The sequence below is a fragment of the Caballeronia sp. ATUFL_F1_KS4A genome, assembly GCF_023630905.1.
GTDB classification, from domain to species: Bacteria; Pseudomonadota; Gammaproteobacteria; order Burkholderiales; family Burkholderiaceae; genus Caballeronia; species Caballeronia zhejiangensis.
On record NZ_JALQEB010000001.1, the window covers coordinates 160,051 to 177,453 of the forward strand.

At 62.8% G+C, this 17,403-nt stretch carries 16 protein-coding genes and 1 tRNA gene; 11 read left to right on the forward strand and 6 right to left on the reverse strand.

The features are described from left to right. The first annotated feature begins 65 nt into the window (after nucleotides 1-65). Nucleotides 66-141 (forward strand) — tRNA-Phe (locus NCS03_RS00715). 113 nt (nucleotides 142-254) lie between these two features. On the opposite strand, the gene NCS03_RS00720 is transcribed toward NCS03_RS00715, so the two are convergent. Then, a complete protein-coding gene (locus NCS03_RS00720) occupies nucleotides 255-1,361 on the reverse strand; it encodes a glycoside hydrolase family protein (RefSeq protein ID WP_144403735.1) in 1,107 nt (368 codons plus the stop codon). Nucleotides 1,362-2,039: 678 nt separating this feature from the next. Here NCS03_RS00720 and queC point away from each other — a divergent pair. The 5 genes from queC (at nucleotide 2,040) to NCS03_RS00745 (ending at nucleotide 5,514) form a co-directional block, all read left to right on the forward strand. Beyond that, the gene (gene queC / locus NCS03_RS00725) at nucleotides 2,040-2,774 is read left to right on the forward strand and encodes a 7-cyano-7-deazaguanine synthase QueC (protein WP_175979706.1); all 735 of its coding nucleotides are present in this window, start codon (nucleotides 2,040-2,042) and stop codon (nucleotides 2,772-2,774) included. Between the two features lie 26 nt (nucleotides 2,775-2,800). Continuing rightward, the gene (gene queE / locus NCS03_RS00730; protein ID WP_250438799.1) at nucleotides 2,801-3,433 is read left to right on the forward strand and encodes a 7-carboxy-7-deazaguanine synthase; all 633 of its coding nucleotides are present in this window, start codon (nucleotides 2,801-2,803) and stop codon (nucleotides 3,431-3,433) included. 5 nt (nucleotides 3,434-3,438) lie between these two features. After that, entirely contained in the window at nucleotides 3,439-3,885 is a 447-nt protein-coding gene (gene queD, locus NCS03_RS00735; protein ID WP_008352173.1) for a 6-carboxytetrahydropterin synthase QueD, read from the forward strand. 181 nt (nucleotides 3,886-4,066) lie between these two features. Next, nucleotides 4,067-4,849, forward strand: a complete 783-nt coding sequence (locus NCS03_RS00740; RefSeq protein WP_175979707.1) for an HpcH/HpaI aldolase family protein — start codon at nucleotides 4,067-4,069, stop codon at nucleotides 4,847-4,849. Beyond that, nucleotides 4,846-5,514: a tetratricopeptide repeat protein gene (locus NCS03_RS00745; protein ID WP_034470327.1), complete on the forward strand. Its 669-nt coding sequence runs from the start codon at nucleotides 4,846-4,848 to the stop codon at nucleotides 5,512-5,514. Before NCS03_RS00740 ends, NCS03_RS00745 begins: the two co-directional genes overlap by 4 nt. A gap of 63 nt (nucleotides 5,515-5,577) precedes the next feature. Here the strand turns inward: NCS03_RS00745 and rodA are convergent, their stop codons facing one another. The 5 genes from rodA to NCS03_RS00770 form a co-directional block, all read right to left on the reverse strand. Beyond that, nucleotides 5,578-6,738 (reverse strand): rod shape-determining protein RodA, encoded by a 1,161-nt coding sequence (gene rodA, locus NCS03_RS00750; RefSeq protein ID WP_008352167.1) that lies wholly within the window; start codon nucleotides 6,736-6,738, stop codon nucleotides 5,578-5,580. 11 nt (nucleotides 6,739-6,749) lie between these two features. Beyond that, entirely contained in the window at nucleotides 6,750-9,029 is a 2,280-nt protein-coding gene (gene mrdA / locus NCS03_RS00755) for a penicillin-binding protein 2 (protein WP_250480195.1), read from the reverse strand. 82 nt (nucleotides 9,030-9,111) lie between these two features. Continuing rightward, nucleotides 9,112-9,624 (reverse strand): rod shape-determining protein MreD, encoded by a 513-nt coding sequence (gene mreD, locus NCS03_RS00760; RefSeq protein WP_008352165.1) that lies wholly within the window; start codon nucleotides 9,622-9,624, stop codon nucleotides 9,112-9,114. Further along, on the reverse strand, nucleotides 9,621-10,739 hold the full coding sequence (mreC, locus tag NCS03_RS00765; RefSeq protein ID WP_034470331.1) for a rod shape-determining protein MreC: 1,119 nt from the start codon (nucleotides 10,737-10,739) through the stop codon (nucleotides 9,621-9,623). The genes mreD and mreC overlap by 4 nt, the downstream gene beginning before the upstream one ends. Nucleotides 10,740-10,924: 185 nt before the next feature. After that, nucleotides 10,925-11,968 carry a rod shape-determining protein gene (locus tag NCS03_RS00770; protein ID WP_004189550.1) on the reverse strand — a complete coding sequence of 348 codons (1,044 nt, stop codon included), beginning with the start codon at nucleotides 11,966-11,968 and terminating at the stop codon, nucleotides 10,925-10,927. A gap of 376 nt (nucleotides 11,969-12,344) precedes the next feature. Here NCS03_RS00770 and gatC point away from each other — a divergent pair, with 376 nt between their 5' ends. From gatC to NCS03_RS00795, 5 genes are all read left to right on the forward strand, one after another. Next, entirely contained in the window at nucleotides 12,345-12,644 is a 300-nt protein-coding gene (gene gatC, locus NCS03_RS00775) for an Asp-tRNA(Asn)/Glu-tRNA(Gln) amidotransferase subunit GatC (protein WP_008352020.1), read from the forward strand. Nucleotides 12,645-12,700: 56 nt separating this feature from the next. After that, on the forward strand, nucleotides 12,701-14,206 hold the full coding sequence (gene gatA, locus NCS03_RS00780; RefSeq protein ID WP_250528645.1) for an Asp-tRNA(Asn)/Glu-tRNA(Gln) amidotransferase subunit GatA: 1,506 nt from the start codon (nucleotides 12,701-12,703) through the stop codon (nucleotides 14,204-14,206). A gap of 2 nt (nucleotides 14,207-14,208) precedes the next feature. After that, nucleotides 14,209-15,678, forward strand: coding sequence for an Asp-tRNA(Asn)/Glu-tRNA(Gln) amidotransferase subunit GatB (gene gatB, locus NCS03_RS00785; RefSeq protein ID WP_250435423.1), 1,470 nt, complete (start codon nucleotides 14,209-14,211; stop codon nucleotides 15,676-15,678). Between the two features lie 77 nt (nucleotides 15,679-15,755). Next, the gene (locus NCS03_RS00790) at nucleotides 15,756-16,595 is read left to right on the forward strand and encodes a PPK2 family polyphosphate kinase (RefSeq protein ID WP_250528646.1); all 840 of its coding nucleotides are present in this window, start codon (nucleotides 15,756-15,758) and stop codon (nucleotides 16,593-16,595) included. A 21-nt stretch (nucleotides 16,596-16,616) separates the two neighbouring features. Beyond that, nucleotides 16,617-17,402: an exodeoxyribonuclease III gene (locus tag NCS03_RS00795; RefSeq protein ID WP_250480198.1), complete on the forward strand. Its 786-nt coding sequence runs from the start codon at nucleotides 16,617-16,619 to the stop codon at nucleotides 17,400-17,402. Nucleotide 17,403: the final 1 nt, after the last annotated feature.

Below are 17,403 nucleotides of genomic sequence, written 5' to 3' on the forward strand. Positions count from 1 at the left end.
TCAGAAAAATGCGCAAAGGGGCTTGAGGCGCGGGATAGTCTCTGCTATAGTTTCACCTCTTCGTTGGCCCGGTAGCTCAGTTGGTAGAGCAGCGGATTGAAAATCCGCGTGTCGATGGTTCGATTCCGTCCCAGGCCACCAGAATGCAAGAAGCCCGAGAGTGTTATCGCTCTCGGGCTTTTTCATTTTCCGCATGTGAAAAACGCGCAGTCCGTGTAAGCCGACTGCGCGTTCTTTTTTCAGCGATCCGGCGCTTACTTCGGATTGGCCGCGACGAAATTCTTGAACGCGGTGTAAGACGCCTTCTGCGTTTTGCCGTCGTTCTTCAGCAGGCCGTACGCGCCTTCGCCGCCTGCGGGATCGTCATACAACTGGTACGTCTGAATCGCCTGGATGTTGTACTTCGACGCCAGCGCGACGAACTGCGCCATCATCTTGTTGCCGACGAGATACGACGCGATCTGCTGATCCGAGCCATACCACGGACGCACGCCGTATTCGTTGAGCCAGATCGGCTTGCCGAACTGCTGCAGTGTTCCGAGTACGTCATGGCAACCCGTGCCGCCGCACGCGTTGGTGATGTCGCCCATATCCGAATACCAGTGCCACGCGGTGATGTCCCAGTTCACGACCGGGTGCCCCGTCGTGCCGTCCGGCTGCGTGCCGGCCGCGAGCATCTGATCCACGGCGTAATGCATCCACGTACCGCCGCCCATGATGATCTTGCCGTTCGTATCGACCGACTTCACGCCGGCGATCATGCCGCGAATGACGCCGCGCGCGATCTGAAATTTCGCGTTGTCGAACTGCTGCGGATAGACGCCGTCGACGTTGTTGTAAATCGTCATCGCGTCGAGTTCGTTCGACACTTCGTAGTACGGGTACTTGTAGGCGGTGGCCGTCCAGACGCCCAACTGATAGCCGGCGTTATACGCGTCGGTCTCGGTGTTGAAGTCGATGCTCATCAGCATGACGGGATACACGGTCACGCCGCCCGCTGCCATCGTCTTCGCGATGCCTGCCAGCTTGTTCGCCGATGACTGGTTGTACACCTCGTTCCGATACAGCTTCACGCCGAGATCCTGCAACTGCGAGAGCTGCACTGCCGGGCTGGAGATGTCGTACGCGCCGCCTTCGTTGTTGTGGCCGTTGGCGCCGTAGAAGATCGTGCTCGTGGTTGTCGCGGCCGCCGCCTTGCGGCTCGCCGCGGCTGTGGTCGATGCCGTGTCGAGCGCGTCGTTGCCGCCGCCTCCGCACGCTGCCAGCAACACGCTGGTTGCCACGGCAGCGGTGATAAGGCTCGCCTTGGGTGCCCGTAATGCGTCAATGACGCGCAAGCTGGTCTGAATGTATTTTTTCATTGTATGTACTACTAATGGAGATGTTGTGTATCGGTAAAGTAGGTACGTCTTCAGGAGCGCCGCGAGCCGAAAGGGCGGATCGGAAACGGACCTGCGGTCCCGCTTAACCCTGCGGGAGGGTTTCAAGCCGAGTAACTTTGAAGTGCGAATTAACGGCGGCCGTCAGTCGACGGGGCTTTGATGGCGCGCCAGTGTCCTGCAACTAAAGGAAAAAAATACCTGAAACTGTAACGAGCCGCGCCATTTTGTTACATGTATAACGGCGCGCGTGTTGGCGGGTTTAGAGAATTCGTCGGAATTGCCGATTTATTTCTTCCGATGATGGCACGAATTACCGATTCCCCGCGCGCCAGCGCGCCGAGCTCGGCGAACAACCGCCCTCCGTGTTAAAATTCGCGCCGAATTAAGGACTTGCCTCGTCCTCGGACCCCGCAAGTCCTTTTCTTTTCGGCGCTCCGGATTGCTCGTGCGACGCGCCGGAACATTCGTCCGGCGCTGGTCATCCGTCTCGCATTCCGCTATCGGCGGCATAAAAGGCGTGCGCTTCCGGGCGAAGGCCGCCGGCCTATACTGGACTCGCGGGCATCTTGCCCGCGCCGCTCGTCGCGAAGTCCGGTCACTCCGACTGCCTGTGCGGCGTGCGACGCCATCAAATTCACGGAGTACGGAGTTTTCACGGTGACTCGGATAGACGCTAAAGACAGCGCGCTCGTGCTGTTCTCCGGCGGCCAGGACTCGGCCACGTGCCTCGCCTGGGCGCTCGAACGTTACAAGACGGTAGAGACGCTCGGTTTCGATTACGGACAGCGCCATCGCGTGGAACTCGAGTGCCGCGAAGGCTTTCGCGCCGCGATCATGCGCGAGTTTCCGCAGTGGGCCGAACGGCTGGGCGAAGATCACATGATCGATCTGTCCGTGCTCGGCGCGATCAGCGATACCGCGATGACGCGCGAGATCGAGATTCAGGCGACCGCGAACGGCCTGCCCAACACGTTCGTGCCGGGCCGCAATCTGCTGTTCATGACGATTGCTGCAGCAGTGGCGTATCGGCGCGGGCTGAAGGTGCTGGTCGGCGGCATGTGCGAGACGGACTTCTCCGGCTATCCGGATTGCCGCGACGACACGATGAAAGCGCTGCAAGTCGCGCTCAATCTCGGCATGGAAACGCGCTACGCGCTCGAAACGCCGCTGATGTGGCTCGACAAGGCCGATACCTGGCGGCTCGCGGAAACGCTCGGCGGCGAGGCGCTCGTCGAACTGGTGCGCGTCGAGACGCACACTTGCTATGTCGGCGAGCGCGCGGAATTGCACGACTGGGGCTTCGGCTGCGGCCAATGCCCGGCATGCAAACTGCGCAAACGTGGTTATGAGGCGTATCGCGCGGGCGAGCAGGTCGATACCGCGCCGGTCTGATTTTTTTAGAGGTTCACAGAGCAGTCATGACGTACGCGGTAAAGGAAATTTTCTACACGTTGCAGGGCGAAGGCGCCAATGCCGGGCGTCCGGCCGTGTTCTGCCGTTTCGCGGGCTGCAATCTGTGGTCGGGGCGCGAGGAAGATCGCGCGGACGCCGTCTGCCAGTTTTGCGACACCGATTTCGTCGGCACCGATGGCGAAAACGGTGGCAAGTACAAAACGCCGGCGGAACTCGTCGCGAAGATCGCATCGCTGTGGCCGGAAGGCGAGGCGCACAAGTTCGTCGTGTGCACGGGCGGCGAGCCGATGCTGCAGATCGACCAGCCGTTCGTCGATGCGCTGCACGAAGCCGGCTTCGAAATGGCCATCGAAACGAACGGTTCGCTGCCGGTGCTCGAGAGCATCGACTGGATCTGCGTGAGTCCGAAAGCCGACGCGCCGCTCGTCGTGACGAAAGGCAACGAGCTGAAAGTCGTGGTGCCGCAGGACAACCAGCGTCTTGCCGAGTACGAAAAGCTCGACTTCGAATACTTTCTCGTGCAACCGATGGACAACGCATCGCGCGACATCAATACGAGGCTCGCGATCGACTGGTGCAAGCGGCATCCGAAGTGGCGCCTGTCGATGCAGACGCACAAATACCTGAATATCCCCTGAACGCCGTGCAGACGATTACCCGAAAACTCGAATTCGATGCGGGCCACCGCATTCCCGATCACCGCAGCCAGTGCCGCAATCTGCACGGGCATCGCTACGTGCTCGAAATCACGCTGCAAGGCGATCTCGTCGATGTGGAAGGCGCGCCCGATCGCGGCATGGTGATGGACTTCGCCGACGTGAAAGCGCTCGCGATGGAGCATCTCGTCAACAAATGGGATCACGCGTTCATCGTCTACGAGGGCGATGTCAAGGTGCGCGAATTTCTGCAGACGCTGTCGGATCACAAGACCGTCGTGCTCGATCGCATTCCGACCGTCGAGAACCTCGCGGCCGTCGCGTTCAACATTCTCGCGGAAGTCTATGACGCGCACTACGGCGTCAATCTCAAGCTGAAGCGCGTGCGTCTGTACGAAACGCCGAACTGCTGGGCCGACGTCGCGCGCGGCTGATTTCAGGCGTGCGCGCGGCCGGAAGCACCTCCGGCGCGCGTGCTTTTGTCACGGTATGATCGTCCGATGAGTCGCCCATCCTCCGAGGCGGCGAGACACGGAGCGCACGCATGCCGTCACTTCATCCGTTTTTCCAGTGGCCGCGCGTGGCCGTCCTTCAAACGCTCGAAGGAGACGCGCGATGAGCACCTTCACCAATCCCCTTAAGCAGCGCTTCTCCGAACCGGGCACGTTGTTCGGCCTGTGGCTGTCGCTCGGCAGCGCCGATGCCGCCGAAGCGCTCGCGCACGCGGGCTTCGACTGGCTCTGCATCGACATGGAGCACTCGCCGAACGATAGCGCCGACGTCGTCGCCCAGTTGCGCGCGATCGCCGCCGCGCATCTGCCGAGCGAGCCGATCGTGCGCGTGCCGGCGAACGAAGGCTGGCTCGTCAAGCGCGCGCTCGACGCAGGCGCGCGCACGCTGATGTTCCCGAACGTGCAATCGGCGGAAGAGGCGGCGCGCATCGTGAGGCTGACGCAATATCCGACCGAAGCGGCGCTGCACGGCCTGCGCGGCGTGGCGGGCGCGGTGCGCGCGGCGGCATACGGTATGCGTCGCGATTACATGGCGAGCGCGAATGCGCAGATTGCGACGATCGTGCAGATCGAATCGGTCGCGGCGCTCGAAGCCGTCGATGAAATTGCCGCGACGCCGGGCGTCGATTGCCTGTTCATCGGGCCGGCGGATCTGGCCGCGAGCCTCGGTCATCTCGGCGACGGCAAGCATCCGGATGTGCAGGCGGCGATCACGAAGATCGTCGACGCGGCGAATCGCGCGGGCATCGCGAGCGGCATCTTCGCACTCGATGCCGCGAGCGCGAAGCAGTACGCGCAGGCGGGCGTCAAGCTCGTCGCGATCGGCGCGGATGTAATGTGGCTGTTGAAGGCGACGCGTCAGGCGTTGCAGGAGGCGAGATCATGAAAGCCGCCGCCGCTGCGATCATCGCGCTGGCGCTCGCCGGTGCGGCCCGCGCCGACAACGCGCCGAAGCCGACCGACATCGCGACGCAAAACGCCGTCGCCGATTACAACGCGGGCAATTTCGTCGCGGCGCGCTCGGAGTTTCGGCGTGCGGCGCAAAGAGGCAGCCGCCTCGCCGAATTCAACTACGCGATGATGCTGCTCAACGGCGAGGGCGGCCCGGCGGATGTGCCCGAAGGCAAGAAATGGCTGCGCCGCGCCGCCGACGCCAACATGACGCACGCGCAATACGTGTACGGCAAGATGTACGACGACGGCCAGTTCGTCGAGAAAGATCCGGCGGAGGCGCATCGCTGGTTCCTGCGCGCGGCGAATCAGGGTCACGTACAGGCCGAACTCGCGCTCGCCAACCAGTTCCTCGACGGACGCGGCACCGCGCGCGACAACACACAGGCGTTCACCTGGTACAAGAAGGCTGCGGAAGGCGGCGACATGACGGCGCAATACGTCGCGGGATCGTTCTACGAGCGCGGCGGCGATGGCGTCGAACGCAATCTGAATGTCGCGCGGGCTTATTACGCGGCAGCGGCCGCGCAGGGCGATCCGGCGGCGAAGCTCAAGTATCTGCAGCTCAGCACCGAACTCGAGCAGCAAAAGCCGCAGTGACGGCGCGCGTCGATAAAAAAAACCGCGGTCGAAGCCGCGGCTCATGTGGCGGAAGATAGCCCGCTAACTCTGCATCAACCGCTTTTGCCGCGCGACGCTCATGATGAGCCCGGCCGCGACGCCGAGCGTCGTCAGCGCGGTTCCGCCGTAACTCATGAAGGGCAGCGGCACGCCGACCACCGGCAGAATCCCGCTCACCATGCCGATGTTGACGAACGCGTAAGTAAAGAACGCGAGCGTGAGCGATCCCGCCAATAATCGCCCGAAGAAGGTCGCTCCGTTCGCCGCGATGAACAGTCCGCGCGCGATGAGCGCCATATAAAGAAAGAGCAGCACGAGCCCGCCCGCGAGCCCGAACTCTTCGGAGAACACGGCGAAAATGAAGTCGGTGTGTTTCTCGGGGATGAACTCCAGGTGCGCCTGCGTGCCCTTCAGCCAGCCCTTGCCGAGCGTGCCGCCGGAGCCGATCGCGATCACCGCCTGAATCGTGTGGAAGCCTTTGCCGAGCGGATCGGAAGTCGGATCGAGCAGCGTGCAGATGCGATGCTTCTGGTAGTCGTGCATCATCGGCCAGACGACTTCGGGCTGACAAATCTTTTCCTGGAACGTCGCGACGCCCGCCACCGCGATGACGCCCGCGATCAGCACCGGCAGGATCAGCTTGAAACTCAGCCCCGCGAAATAGATGACGAACATGCCCGCCGCGAACACGAGCACGGCGGTGCCGAGGTCCGGCTGCTTCGCGATCAGGCCGACGGGCAGCATCAGAATGAGAAAGCCGACGATGTAATCCCACCAGCGAATGTTGCTTTCGCGCTTCTGGTAGTACCACGCGAGCATCAGCGGCATCGCGATCTTCATGATTTCCGATGGCTGGATCACCACGCCGACATTGAGCCAGCGCTTCGCGCCCTTGCGCGTCAGGCCGAACGCGGCGACCGCGATCAGCAACGCGACGCCGACCGTATAGAGCGGCACGGCGAAGCGCATCAGCGTTTGCGGCGGAATGTTGGCGAGTATCCACATCAGGCCGAAGGTCAGCATGATGTTGCGCAACTGGTCTTCGACGCGGCCCGGCATGTCGAGGCTGGCGCTATAGAGCGTCACGATTCCGACGCCGAGCAGCAGGAACACGATGAGCGCGAGCGGCTTGTCGAAGCCCGCGAACATGCGCTTGGCGCGGTCCAGCAGCTCGCGCTTGTCGAATTGGACGTGCAGTTGCATGGCGGTTTCCTTTACTCGTCGATGCCGCCGGACGGCGCGAGAACGCGCACCCCGTCGTTTTCGTTGCTGCGCACCATGGTGGGCGTCGGCTCGCTCGGGCGCTTCTTCGGCGCGGGCGATCGGCCGGGCGTCGATGCAGGCACCGCAGCCGCAGGCGCAGCGGGCGGCGCCGACGCAGCGCGCGGTTTCGAGACTTTCGGAGCGGATGCCGCAGGCGCCGACGCCGCCTTCGCGGCATCCGGATTCGACGCCGCTTGCGGCGAAAACGCCGGCGACGAATTCGCGACCGACGCGGGCAGCGCGACGGCGGCGGGCGGTTGCGTGCCGCCGATGACCGGCACGGTCGCTTCGGTCGTGGCCGAAGCCGCCGCTGCGACCGCCGCCGCTTCCGCGCCCGGCTTGAGACGGTCGACGAGGTAATAGTCGAGCACCTTGCGCGCGATCGGACCGGCGGACTCCGCGCCCCAGCCGCCGTTTTCGACGATCAGCGCGATCGCGATCTTCGGCTGCTCCGCCGGCGCGAACGCGATGAACAACGCATGGTCTCGCAGATGCTCGGCCGTTCCGCCGTGGCCCCGATAGTTCGCGCCCTGCAGCGAATAAACCTGTGCCGTGCCCGTCTTGCCCGCCGCGAGATAGGGCGCGCCCGCGAAAACCTTCGCTGCCGTGCCGTTCGTCACGACGCCTTCCATTGCGTGCTTGATGACGTCGATGTCCTTCTGCTGCACCGGAATCTTGTTGCTCGGATCGCGCACGACCGCGCGCAGGTCCTTGTTGATCGGATTCTCGATGTTGCGCACGAGGTGCGGCTTCATCACGACGCCGTTATTCGCGAGCGTCGCCGTCGCGTGCGCGAGTTGCAGGATCGTGAACGAGTTGTAGCCCTGTCCGATGCCGAGGCTGATCGTCTCGCCTTCGTACCATTTCTGCTGCTCGGGCTTGCGGTACGCCTTGCGCTTCCATTCCGTCGACGGAAGAATGCCCTTCGCCTCGCCCGCGATATCGATGCCGGTGATCTGGCCGAAGCCCCACGGCTTCATGAAGCCGGCCATCGCATTGACGCCGAGATCGCGCGCGAGCATGTAGAAGTACGTGTCGTTCGACACGACGATCGCGCGGTTCATGTCCACCCAGCCCTGACCCGAGCGCACGTCGTTGCGGAACGTGTGGCCGCCGAACGTGAAGTAGCCCGGATCCTGGAAGCCCCAGCCCGGCGTGCGCTTGTGCAGCGACAACGCGGCGAGCGCCATGAACGGCTTGTACGTCGAGCCCGGCGGATACGTGCCGTGCAGCGGACGATTCAAGAGCGGATGATCCGGCGAATTGTTGAGCGCGTCCCAGGTTTGCTGATCGATGCCGTCGACGAACGAATTCGGATCGAAACTCGGCGCGGAGACGAATGCGAGCACGTCGCCGGTCGATGGCTCGATCGCGACGAGCGCGCCGCGCTTGCCCGCGAATGCCTGCTCCGCGACCTGCTGCAAGCCGATATCCAGCGACAACTGCAAATTGTTGCCCGGCGTCGCCTGCGTGCGCGACATCGTGCGTACCGGACGGCCGCCCGCGGTCACTTCCACTTCCTCGAAACCGGTCAGGCCGTGCAGCTCCGTTTCGTAGCTCTGCTCGACGCCGATCTTGCCGACGTAATCCGTGCCCTTGTAATTGTTGGCGTCGAGGCGCGGATCGTAGTGATCCGAGCTTTCGTCGTTGGCGTCGCTCGCGTCGTCGATGCGCTCCTGATCGCGCTGCGAAATGCGCCCGATATAGCCGATCACATGCGCTGCGGTCGTGCCGAGCGGATATTGGCGGAACAGGCGCGCGCGCACTTCGACGCCGGGAAAGCGGAAACGCTGCGCCGTGAACTTGGCGACTTCCTCGTCGGTGAGACGCGTGCGAATCGGCAGGCTTTCGAAATTCTTCGAGTCCTCGAGAAGCTTCTTGAAACGGCGGCGGTCGCGCGCGTCGATCGGAATGACTTGCGACAGCTCGTCGATGGTTTCGTCGAGCGTGCCGTTGATCTTGGAGCGCGTGATTTCGAGCGTGTACGCCGAATAGTTCTTCGCCAGCACGACCCCGTTGCGGTCGGTGATGATGCCGCGATTCGGCACGATCGGCGCGACCGAAATGCGGTTCTCGTTCGCCTGCAACGAGTATTTGCTGAAATGCCAGACCTGCAGATAGAGGAAGCGCAGCCCGATCAGCCCGAAGCAGATGAACACGAACAGTCCCGCCGCCGCGACGCGCAGGCGGAACTTCGACAACTGTTGCTCGGTGTTCTTGATTTCGGTCATGCAGCTTTCGCGGTGTGCTCGCGATTCAAGTGTAGTTCGCGCGCGGCGGTTTTTTCGCCGACCAGGCGCCGCGCGGCAAGACTCAGATTGGACGCGTATCGTCCGGGTCGGCGGCGCGGCGTTGCGGCATCAGCAGGAGGAAGCTCGCGATCGGCCAGAGCAGCGCTTCGACGAATCCGTTGATGAGATAGCTCCAGCCGGGGAACGCGGCGCCCGTCATCAGGCGGATGATGAAAGGCACGAGATGCGCGCCCACCAGCAGCGGCGCGACGACGAACATCTGCACGGGCAGTGTCATCCACAGCACGCGGCGATGAATCGTGATCGCGCCGTACGAAAGCAGCGTGTAGGCCAGCGCGTGTTCGCCAAGGAGATTCGCGTTGTGCACGTCCATCAGGATGCCGAGCATGAACGCGATGCCCATGCCGACCTTGCGCGGTTGATGCACGTTCCAGAACAGCAGCACGAGCGCGACGAAATCCGGCACGCCGATGAGCCGTCCCCACGGCATGAGGTTCAGCAGGAACGCGGCGGCCAGGCTGAACGTGATGAAGTACGGATTGACCGGCTGCAGGATGTATTGCGGGCGGTTCATCGCGCGGCTCCCGATGATGCGGGTTTCGGCGCATGCGCCTTCTTCGACGGTTTCGCCGCCGCGCCCGATGCAGCTTTCGGCTCGGCCGCCTTCTCCGACGGCTTCGCGGGCGCGGGCGCTGCCGGTGTTGCAGCCGCTGGCGCAGAACCCGGCACCGGAGCGGAAGCGCCGCTCGCGCCCGCTGCGGCGGCAGCCTTCGGCGCGGGCTTCTTCTTGCCCTTGTTTTCCTTCGCTTCCTTGGCGGCCGCGGCTGCTTCGACTTCGACCGGATTCGGCGGCTGATTCAAGTTGTAGTGCAGCACGAGCAACTGGCGCGCGCCGCGCACGGCCGCGATCGGCACGCAGACGACGCGCGCGAACGCCGTATCCGCCTGCTTGTCGACGCGCAGCACCTTCGCGACCGGCAGTCCCGGCGGATAGATGCCGTCGAGGCCGCTCGTCACGAGTTCGTCGCCGGCTTGGACGTCGGCGCTGATCGGCACGAAGCGAAGATCGAGCGTGTCGCCCTTCGGCGTGCCGTAAATCACGCTGCGCAAGCCGGTGCGCGAGATCTGGACGGGCACGGCCTGGTCTTTATCGGTGAGCAGCGTGACTTCGGATTGCAGCGGAAACACGCGCGTCACCTGACCGATCACGCCGTCTTCGGTGACGACGGGCGCGCCGTCCTGGATATTCTGCTGCGAACCCTTGCCGATCACGACTTTCTGCGTGAACGGATCGCGCGTGTCGTATTGAATTTCGGCGGGCGTTTCTTCGGTCGTTGCGCGCGATTGCAGATTCAGCAGCGCGCGCAGATGCGCGTTCTCGATGGCGAGCTGGGCCGCGTCGCCCGCCTTGACGGAAAGCTCCAGATTCTTGTCGCTGAGCTTGCGGTTTTCGCTGCGCAGCGTCGCGCTGGTCACGGCGAGATCGGCGGCGCCCATGAAGATGTCGCGCGGCACCAGCGCCGCGCGCTGCAACGGATACAGCCCGGCGCCGAGCATCCCGCGAACGATTTCCAGCGTGCTGAAGCGAGCGTCCGAGATGAGCAGCGCGATGGCGAGCACCACGAAGAAAATCAGGCGCGCGAGCGCGGAAGGGCCTTGCTTGAAAAGGGGCGGCGGACTGTATTCCATGGTCGGCGCCGAGGGCGTGAACGGATGGATCGATGCTGCAGGTCACTTCGCCGGCGGCGAAACCTGCCCTACGCTGTTCCGACAACGGCCCGGACAGAGGCCGGGCCGTGCGCGCGTCGCGTTACGCGGGTGCTTGCAAGCGTGCTTCGGCGTTGCGTCGATATCCGGACGCCCGAAGCAGCAGATCACTCGTACGAGAAGATGCTGCCGAGCTTGTCCATGCGCTCGAGCGCCATGCCCGAGCCACGCACCACGCAAGTCAGCGGATCTTCGGCGACGAGCACCGGCAGGCCGGTTTCTTCCGCGAGCAGGCGGTCGAGATCGCGCAGGAGCGCGCCGCCGCCCGTCAGCATCATGCCGCGCTCCGCGATGTCCGCGCCGAGTTCCGGCGGCGTCTGTTCGAGCGCGATCTTCACCGACGACACGATCTGGTTCAGCGGGTCGGTCAGCGCTTCGAGAATTTCATTGCTCGAAATGGTGAAGCTGCGCGGAATGCCTTCCGACAGATTGCGGCCCTTGACTTCCATTTCCTTCACTTCGGAGCCGGGGAACGCCGAGCCGATTTCCTTCTTGATGGCTTCGGCTGTTTGCTCGCCGATCAGCATGCCGTAGTTGCGGCGGATGTAGTTGACGATGGCCTCGTCGAACTTGTCGCCGCCGACGCGCACCGAGCCCTTGTACACGATGCCACCCAGCGAGATGACGCCGACTTCCGTCGTGCCGCCGCCGATGTCGACGACCATCGAGCCCGTTGCTTCCGAAACCGGCAGGCCCGCGCCGATTGCCGCGGCCATCGGCTCTTCGATCAGATAGACCTGCGAGGCGCCCGCGCCGTGTGCCGCTTCCTTGATCGCGCGGCGCTCGACTTGAGTGGAGCCGCACGGCACGCAGATGATGATGCGCGGCGACGGCGAGAACATGCGGGATTCGTGAGCGGTCTTGATGAACTGCTTGATCATCTGCTCGGTGACGGTGAAGTCGGCGATCACGCCGTCCTTCATCGGGCGGATGGCCTCGATGTTGCCCGGCACTTTACCGAGCATCTGCTTGGCTTCCTTGCCGACCGCCTGAATGGTCTTCTTGCCGTTGGGGCCGCCTTCCTGGCGAATCGAAACGACCGAGGGTTCGTCGAGGACGATGCCCTTGCCGCGCATGTAGATCAGCGTGTTGGCGGTGCCGAGGTCAATCGCCAGGTCGTTGGAGAAATAGCTGCGCAAAAAACCGAACATTCAAAAATCCTGTCTCGCTGGGTGGCCGTTCGTCGCGAGGAGCGCCGGGGACGGCAGCGGAAAAAATAACGGTTTGCCGGGGCGGCGAACGCTCGCCGGGAAGGGCAAATCCGGGAAGAAATCTACTGCAGAACGGAACGCTGGACGCAAACGTTTCTCGGAATCCATCAAATGCGGGAGAAAGCCGCCGACAAGCCGTTCCAGAGGTGAGTCGAACGTGTAATGATACCTTATAATTTGTGGGTATCTATAGGAAAAGGATGGCAGTTTTTGCCATCGCCAGACCTGTTTCCGAGGGCTCCTTTCAAGATCGCAACTGGCTGCTGCAGCGAAAGTTTTCGAGATTGAGGCTGTCCACGCTTTCTCCGGTGAATCCATGTCTTTGACCCTGACCGACGTAAAACGCATCGCGCACCTCGCGCGGCTCGAATTGCCCGACCACGAAGCCGAGCCCACGCTCACGCGGCTCAACGATTTTTTCGGTCTCGTCGAGCAGATGCAGGCCGTCGACACGACCGGCATCGAACCGCTCGCGCACCCGATCGAGCAGATCGAGGAAGTCGCGCTGCGTCTGCGTGACGACGCTGTCTCAGAGCGTGTCGAACGCGAAGAGTTCCAGCGTTGCGCGCCCGCCGTGCAAGACGGACTCTATCTCGTGCCCAAAGTCATCGAATAAGCATCAAACATTCAGCGTCAGCGCGTGATTCACACCGCGCTCATCAGGAAACTGCAATGCATCAGAAAAGCTTGACCGAACTGCGCGCCGCGCTCGACTCGAAGGAAGTATCCGCGGTCGAACTGGCGCAGTCGTATCTGCGGCGCATCGAGGGCGCGAAGGAATTGAACGCGTTCATCGGCGTCGACGCCGCGCTCACGCTCGAACAGGCGAAAGCCGCCGACGCGCTCATCAGCGAAGGCCGCGTGGGCGCGCTCACCGGCTTGCCGATCGCGCACAAGGACGTCTTCGTCACGCGCGGCTGGACATCGACCGCCGGCTCGCACATGCTCGAAAACTATTCGAGTCCGTTCGATGCGACCGTCGTCGATCGCCTCGCGAACGCCGGTATGGTCACGCTCGGCAAGACCAACATGGACGAGTTCGCGATGGGCTCGTCCAACGAGAATTCGTACTTCGGCGCGGTGAAGAATCCGTGGGATATGAAGGCCGTGCCGGGCGGTTCGTCGGGCGGTTCGGCTGCTGCCGTGGCCGCGCGTCTCGCGCCCGCGGCGACCGGCACGGACACCGGCGGCTCCATCCGCCAGCCCGCTTCGTTCACCGGCATCACCGGCATCAAACCGACGTATGGCCGCGTTTCGCGTTATGGAATGATCGCGTTCGCGTCGTCGCTGGATCAGGGCGGCCCGATGGCGCAAACGGCGCACGACTGCGCGCTGCTGCTGAACGCGATGGGCGGCTTCGACGAGCGCGATTCCACGAGCCTTCAACGCGAGAACGAAGACTACACGCGCTATCTCGGCAAGACGTGGAACGGCAGCGATGATGCCGGCAAGCCGCTGAAGGGCCTGCGCATCGGCATGCCGAAGGAGTATTTCGGCGCGGGTCTCGCCGACGACGTGCGCGCGTCCATCGACGCCGCATTGAGGCAATACGAAGCGCTCGGCGCGACGCTCGTCGAAGTGTCGCTGCCGAAGACCGAGCTTTCGATTCCCGTGTACTACATCATCGCGCCGGCGGAGGCATCGTCGAATCTGTCGCGCTTCGATGGCGTGCGCTACGGGCATCGCGCGGCCGAGTACCGCGATCTGCTCGACATGTACAAGAAGTCGCGCGCGGAAGGCTTCGGGCCGGAAGTGAAGCGGCGGATTCTCGTCGGCACGTACGTGCTGTCGCACGGTTATTACGACGCGTACTACCTGCAGGCGCAGAAGATTCGCCGCATCATCGCGCGCGATTTCCAGGAAGCGTTCAAGCAGTGCGACGTCATCATGGGACCGGTCGCGCCGTCGGTCGCGTGGAATCTCGGCGAGAAGGCCGACGATCCCGTGCAGATGTATCTCGCCGATATCTACACGCTTTCCGTGAGCCTCGCGGGCCTGCCCGGCATGAGCGTGCCGTGCGGTTTCGGCGCGGGCGCGAATGCGAATCGGCCGGTCGGTCTGCAGATCATCGGCAACTATTTCAACGAAGCCCGGATGCTCCAGGTCGCCGACGCTTATCAGCGCGCGACCGACTGGCACCGCAAGGCACCTGCATCGGCATTGGCATCGGGAGTGTGAACATGCAGTGGGAAGTCGTCATCGGTCTGGAAACGCACGCGCAGCTTTCCACCGTCTCCAAGATTTTTTCCGGCGCGCCCACGCAGTTCGGCGCGAGCCCGAATTCGCAGGCGAGTCCCGTCGATCTCGCGTTGCCCGGCGTGTTGCCTGTGATGAACCGCGGCGCCGTCGAGCGCGCGATCCGCTTCGGTCTCGCGATCGGTTCGCACATCGCGCCGCGCAGCATCTTCGCGCGCAAGAACTACTTCTATCCGGATCTTCCGAAGGGCTATCAGATCAGCCAGTACGAGATTCCGGTCGTGCAGGGCGGGCAGATCACGATTCAGGTGCCGGCCAACGAGAAGGCGGGCAAGGAAGCGTACGAGAAGACCATCAACCTGACGCGCGCGCACCTCGAAGAGGACGCGGGCAAGTCGCTGCACGAAGACTTCGCGGGCATGACGGGCATCGACCTGAACCGCGCGGGCACGCCGCTGCTCGAAATCGTCACTGAGCCGGAAATGCGCAGCGCCGCGGAAGCGGTCGCGTATGCGAAGGCACTGCACGGTCTCGTCGTTTGGCTCGGCATCTGCGACGGCAACATGCAGGAAGGCTCGTTCCGTTGCGACGCGAACGTCTCGGTGCGCCCGGTCGGCCAGAAGGAATTCGGCACGCGCGCCGAGATCAAGAACTTGAACTCGTTCCGCTTTCTCGAAGAAGCGATCCAGTACGAAGTGCGCCGTCAGATCGAGCTGATCGAAGACGGCGGCACGGTGGTTCAGGAAACGCGTCTTTATGACCCGGACAAGCGCGAAACGCGTTCGATGCGCAGCAAGGAAGACGCGCACGATTACCGCTATTTTCCCGATCCCGATCTGATGCCGCTCGTGATCGATGCATCGTGGATCGATCGCGTGAAGGGCGAGATGCCCGAGCTGCCGGCGGACATGCAGAAGCGTTTCGTCGACACGTACGGTTTGACGCCGTATGACGCGGGCGTGCTGACTTCGTCGAAGGCGATGGCGTCCTACTTCGAAGCGCTCGTGCAGAAGGCGGGCGCGGCCCAGGCGAAGATCGCCGCGAACTGGATGATGGGCGACGTCTCCGCGCAACTGAATCGCGAATCGCTCGATATCAGCGAATCGCCGGTATCGGCTGCGCAGCTCGCGCTCATCATTCAGCGTATCGCCGATGGCACCATCTCCAACAAGATCGCGAAGGACATTTTCCAGACGATCTGGGAAGAGAAGGCGACCGACGAGGCCGCCGCGGATCGCATCATCGACGCGAAGGGTTTGAAGCAGATTTCCGACACCGGCGCGCTCGAAGCGATCATCGACGAGGTGCTTGCGGCAAACCAGAAGTCCGTCGAGGAATTCCGCGCGGGCAAGGAGAAGGCGTTCAACGCGCTGATCGGTCAGGCGATGAAGGCGACCAAGGGCAAGGCGAATCCGCAGCAGGTGAACGAGCTTTTGAAGAAGAAACTCGGCTGATTGTTTCGGTGCGTGAAAGACAGGGCCGTTGCCGGTTAAGCTAGGCGACGGCCTTTCTTTTTGGTGATCACAAAAATATGGCAAAAAAACCCGAACTCGACGACTTCCGTGTGCCTTTCTTCGACGCCGGCAAGAAGCGCAAGCCATTCGACCTGAGCGCGATCGATCCGTCCGCGAAGCCGTTTTCCAGCGGCACGAAGGACATCGACCGCGAGCGTCTCACGGCGATCGGCGTGCAGCTCGACGATCTTCAGGAGAAACTGCACGCGCAGCGCCGCCGGCGCGTGCTGCTCGTGCTGCAGGGCATGGACACGAGCGGCAAAGACGGCACGGTGCGCGCGGTGTTTCACGATGTCGATCCGCTCGGCTTGCGCATCGTGCCGTTTCGCGCGCCGTCCGAGCGCGAGGCCGCGCACGATTTTCTGTGGCGCGTGCACGCGCAGGCGCCGATGGCCGGCGAATTCGCGATCTTCAACCGCAGTCACTACGAAGACGTGCTCGTGCCGCGCGTGCTGAAGTCGATCGATGCCGACGAATGCGAACGGCGTTATCGGCATATTCGCGAATTCGAGGCGCTGCTCGCTGACAGCGGCACCACCATCGTCAAATGCTTCCTGCACATTTCGAAGGACGAGCAGCGCGAGCGACTGCAGGCGCGCATCGACGATCCGACGAAACACTGGAAGTTCGACGTCTCCGATCTCGAAGCGCGCAAGCAATGGGACGACTATCAGGCCGCATACGCCGACGCGCTCGCGGCGACATCGACGGGTTACGCGCCTTGGTACATCATTCCGGGCAATTCGAAGACGCATCGCAACGTGATGGTCGCAGAGCTGCTGTTGCGCACGATGCAGGACATGAAGCTCGAATTCCCGCCGGCGAAAGAATCGCTGAAGGGCGTGAAGGTCGAATAATTAAGATCAAAAAGGAAGAACATGTTTCGCGTGATAACCGCCAATCTCAACGGCATCCGTTCGGCCGCCAAGAAAGGTTTCTTCGACTGGTTCGGAGAGCAGAAATCCGACGTCGTGTGCGTTCAGGAAATCAAATGCTCGCAGGACGATCTGACGCCGGAATTTCTCGCGCCGCACGGTTTCCAGGGCTATTTCCAGCACGCGGTGAAGAAGGGCTACAGCGGCGCCGGTCTGTACACGCGCCACGAACCGGATGACGTGATCATCGGCTTCGGTTCGGAAGAGTTCGATCCGGAAGGGCGCTATGTCGAAGCGCGTTTCGGCAAGTTGTCGGTCGTTTCGGTGTATGTGCCGTCGGGTTCGAGCGGCGACGAGCGTCAGCAGGCGAAGTATCGCTTCATGGACGAGTTCATGCCGCATCTGGACGCGCTTTCGAAGGAGCGCGAAGTCATCCTGTGCGGCGATGTGAATATCGTGCACAAGGAAATCGACATCAAGAACTGGAAGAGCAACCAGAAGAATTCCGGTTGTTTGCCCGAAGAACGCGCGTGGCTCACGAAGCTTTTCGAGGACGTCGGTTATGTCGATGTATTCCGCACGCTCGATCAGCGTCCCGAGCAATATACGTGGTGGAGCAATCGCGGCCAGGCGTATGCGAAGAACGTCGGGTGGCGTATCGATTATCAGATCGCGACGAAGGAAGTCGCCGCGACCGCGAAGAAGACGTCGATTTTCCGGGATATCAAGTTCAGCGACCACGCGCCGCTGACGATCGATTACGACTGGAAGATCGCGAAGAAGAAGTGAG

Excerpts from the sequence above, each read along its gene's own strand:
- NCS03_RS00720 (WP_144403735.1), bottom strand. The coding sequence starts at position 1,361 with ATGAAAAAATACATTCAGACCAGCTTGCGCGTCATTGACGCATTACGG.
- queE (WP_250438799.1), top strand. The coding sequence starts at position 2,801 with ATGACGTACGCGGTAAAGGAAATTTTCTACACGTTGCAGGGCGAAGGC.
- NCS03_RS00740 (WP_175979707.1), top strand. The coding sequence starts at position 4,067 with ATGAGCACCTTCACCAATCCCCTTAAGCAGCGCTTCTCCGAACCGGGC.
- NCS03_RS00745 (WP_034470327.1), top strand. The coding sequence starts at position 4,846 with ATGAAAGCCGCCGCCGCTGCGATCATCGCGCTGGCGCTCGCCGGTGCG.
- rodA (WP_008352167.1), bottom strand. The coding sequence starts at position 6,738 with ATGCAACTGCACGTCCAATTCGACAAGCGCGAGCTGCTGGACCGCGCC.
- mrdA (WP_250480195.1), bottom strand. The coding sequence starts at position 9,029 with ATGACCGAAATCAAGAACACCGAGCAACAGTTGTCGAAGTTCCGCCTG.
- mreD (WP_008352165.1), bottom strand. The coding sequence starts at position 9,624 with ATGAACCGCCCGCAATACATCCTGCAGCCGGTCAATCCGTACTTCATC.
- mreC (WP_034470331.1), bottom strand. The coding sequence starts at position 10,739 with ATGGAATACAGTCCGCCGCCCCTTTTCAAGCAAGGCCCTTCCGCGCTC.
- NCS03_RS00770 (WP_004189550.1), bottom strand. The coding sequence starts at position 11,968 with ATGTTCGGTTTTTTGCGCAGCTATTTCTCCAACGACCTGGCGATTGAC.
- gatC (WP_008352020.1), top strand. The coding sequence starts at position 12,345 with ATGTCTTTGACCCTGACCGACGTAAAACGCATCGCGCACCTCGCGCGG.
- gatA (WP_250528645.1), top strand. The coding sequence starts at position 12,701 with ATGCATCAGAAAAGCTTGACCGAACTGCGCGCCGCGCTCGACTCGAAG.
- gatB (WP_250435423.1), top strand. The coding sequence starts at position 14,209 with ATGCAGTGGGAAGTCGTCATCGGTCTGGAAACGCACGCGCAGCTTTCC.
- NCS03_RS00790 (WP_250528646.1), top strand. The coding sequence starts at position 15,756 with ATGGCAAAAAAACCCGAACTCGACGACTTCCGTGTGCCTTTCTTCGAC.
- NCS03_RS00795 (WP_250480198.1), top strand. The coding sequence starts at position 16,617 with ATGTTTCGCGTGATAACCGCCAATCTCAACGGCATCCGTTCGGCCGCC.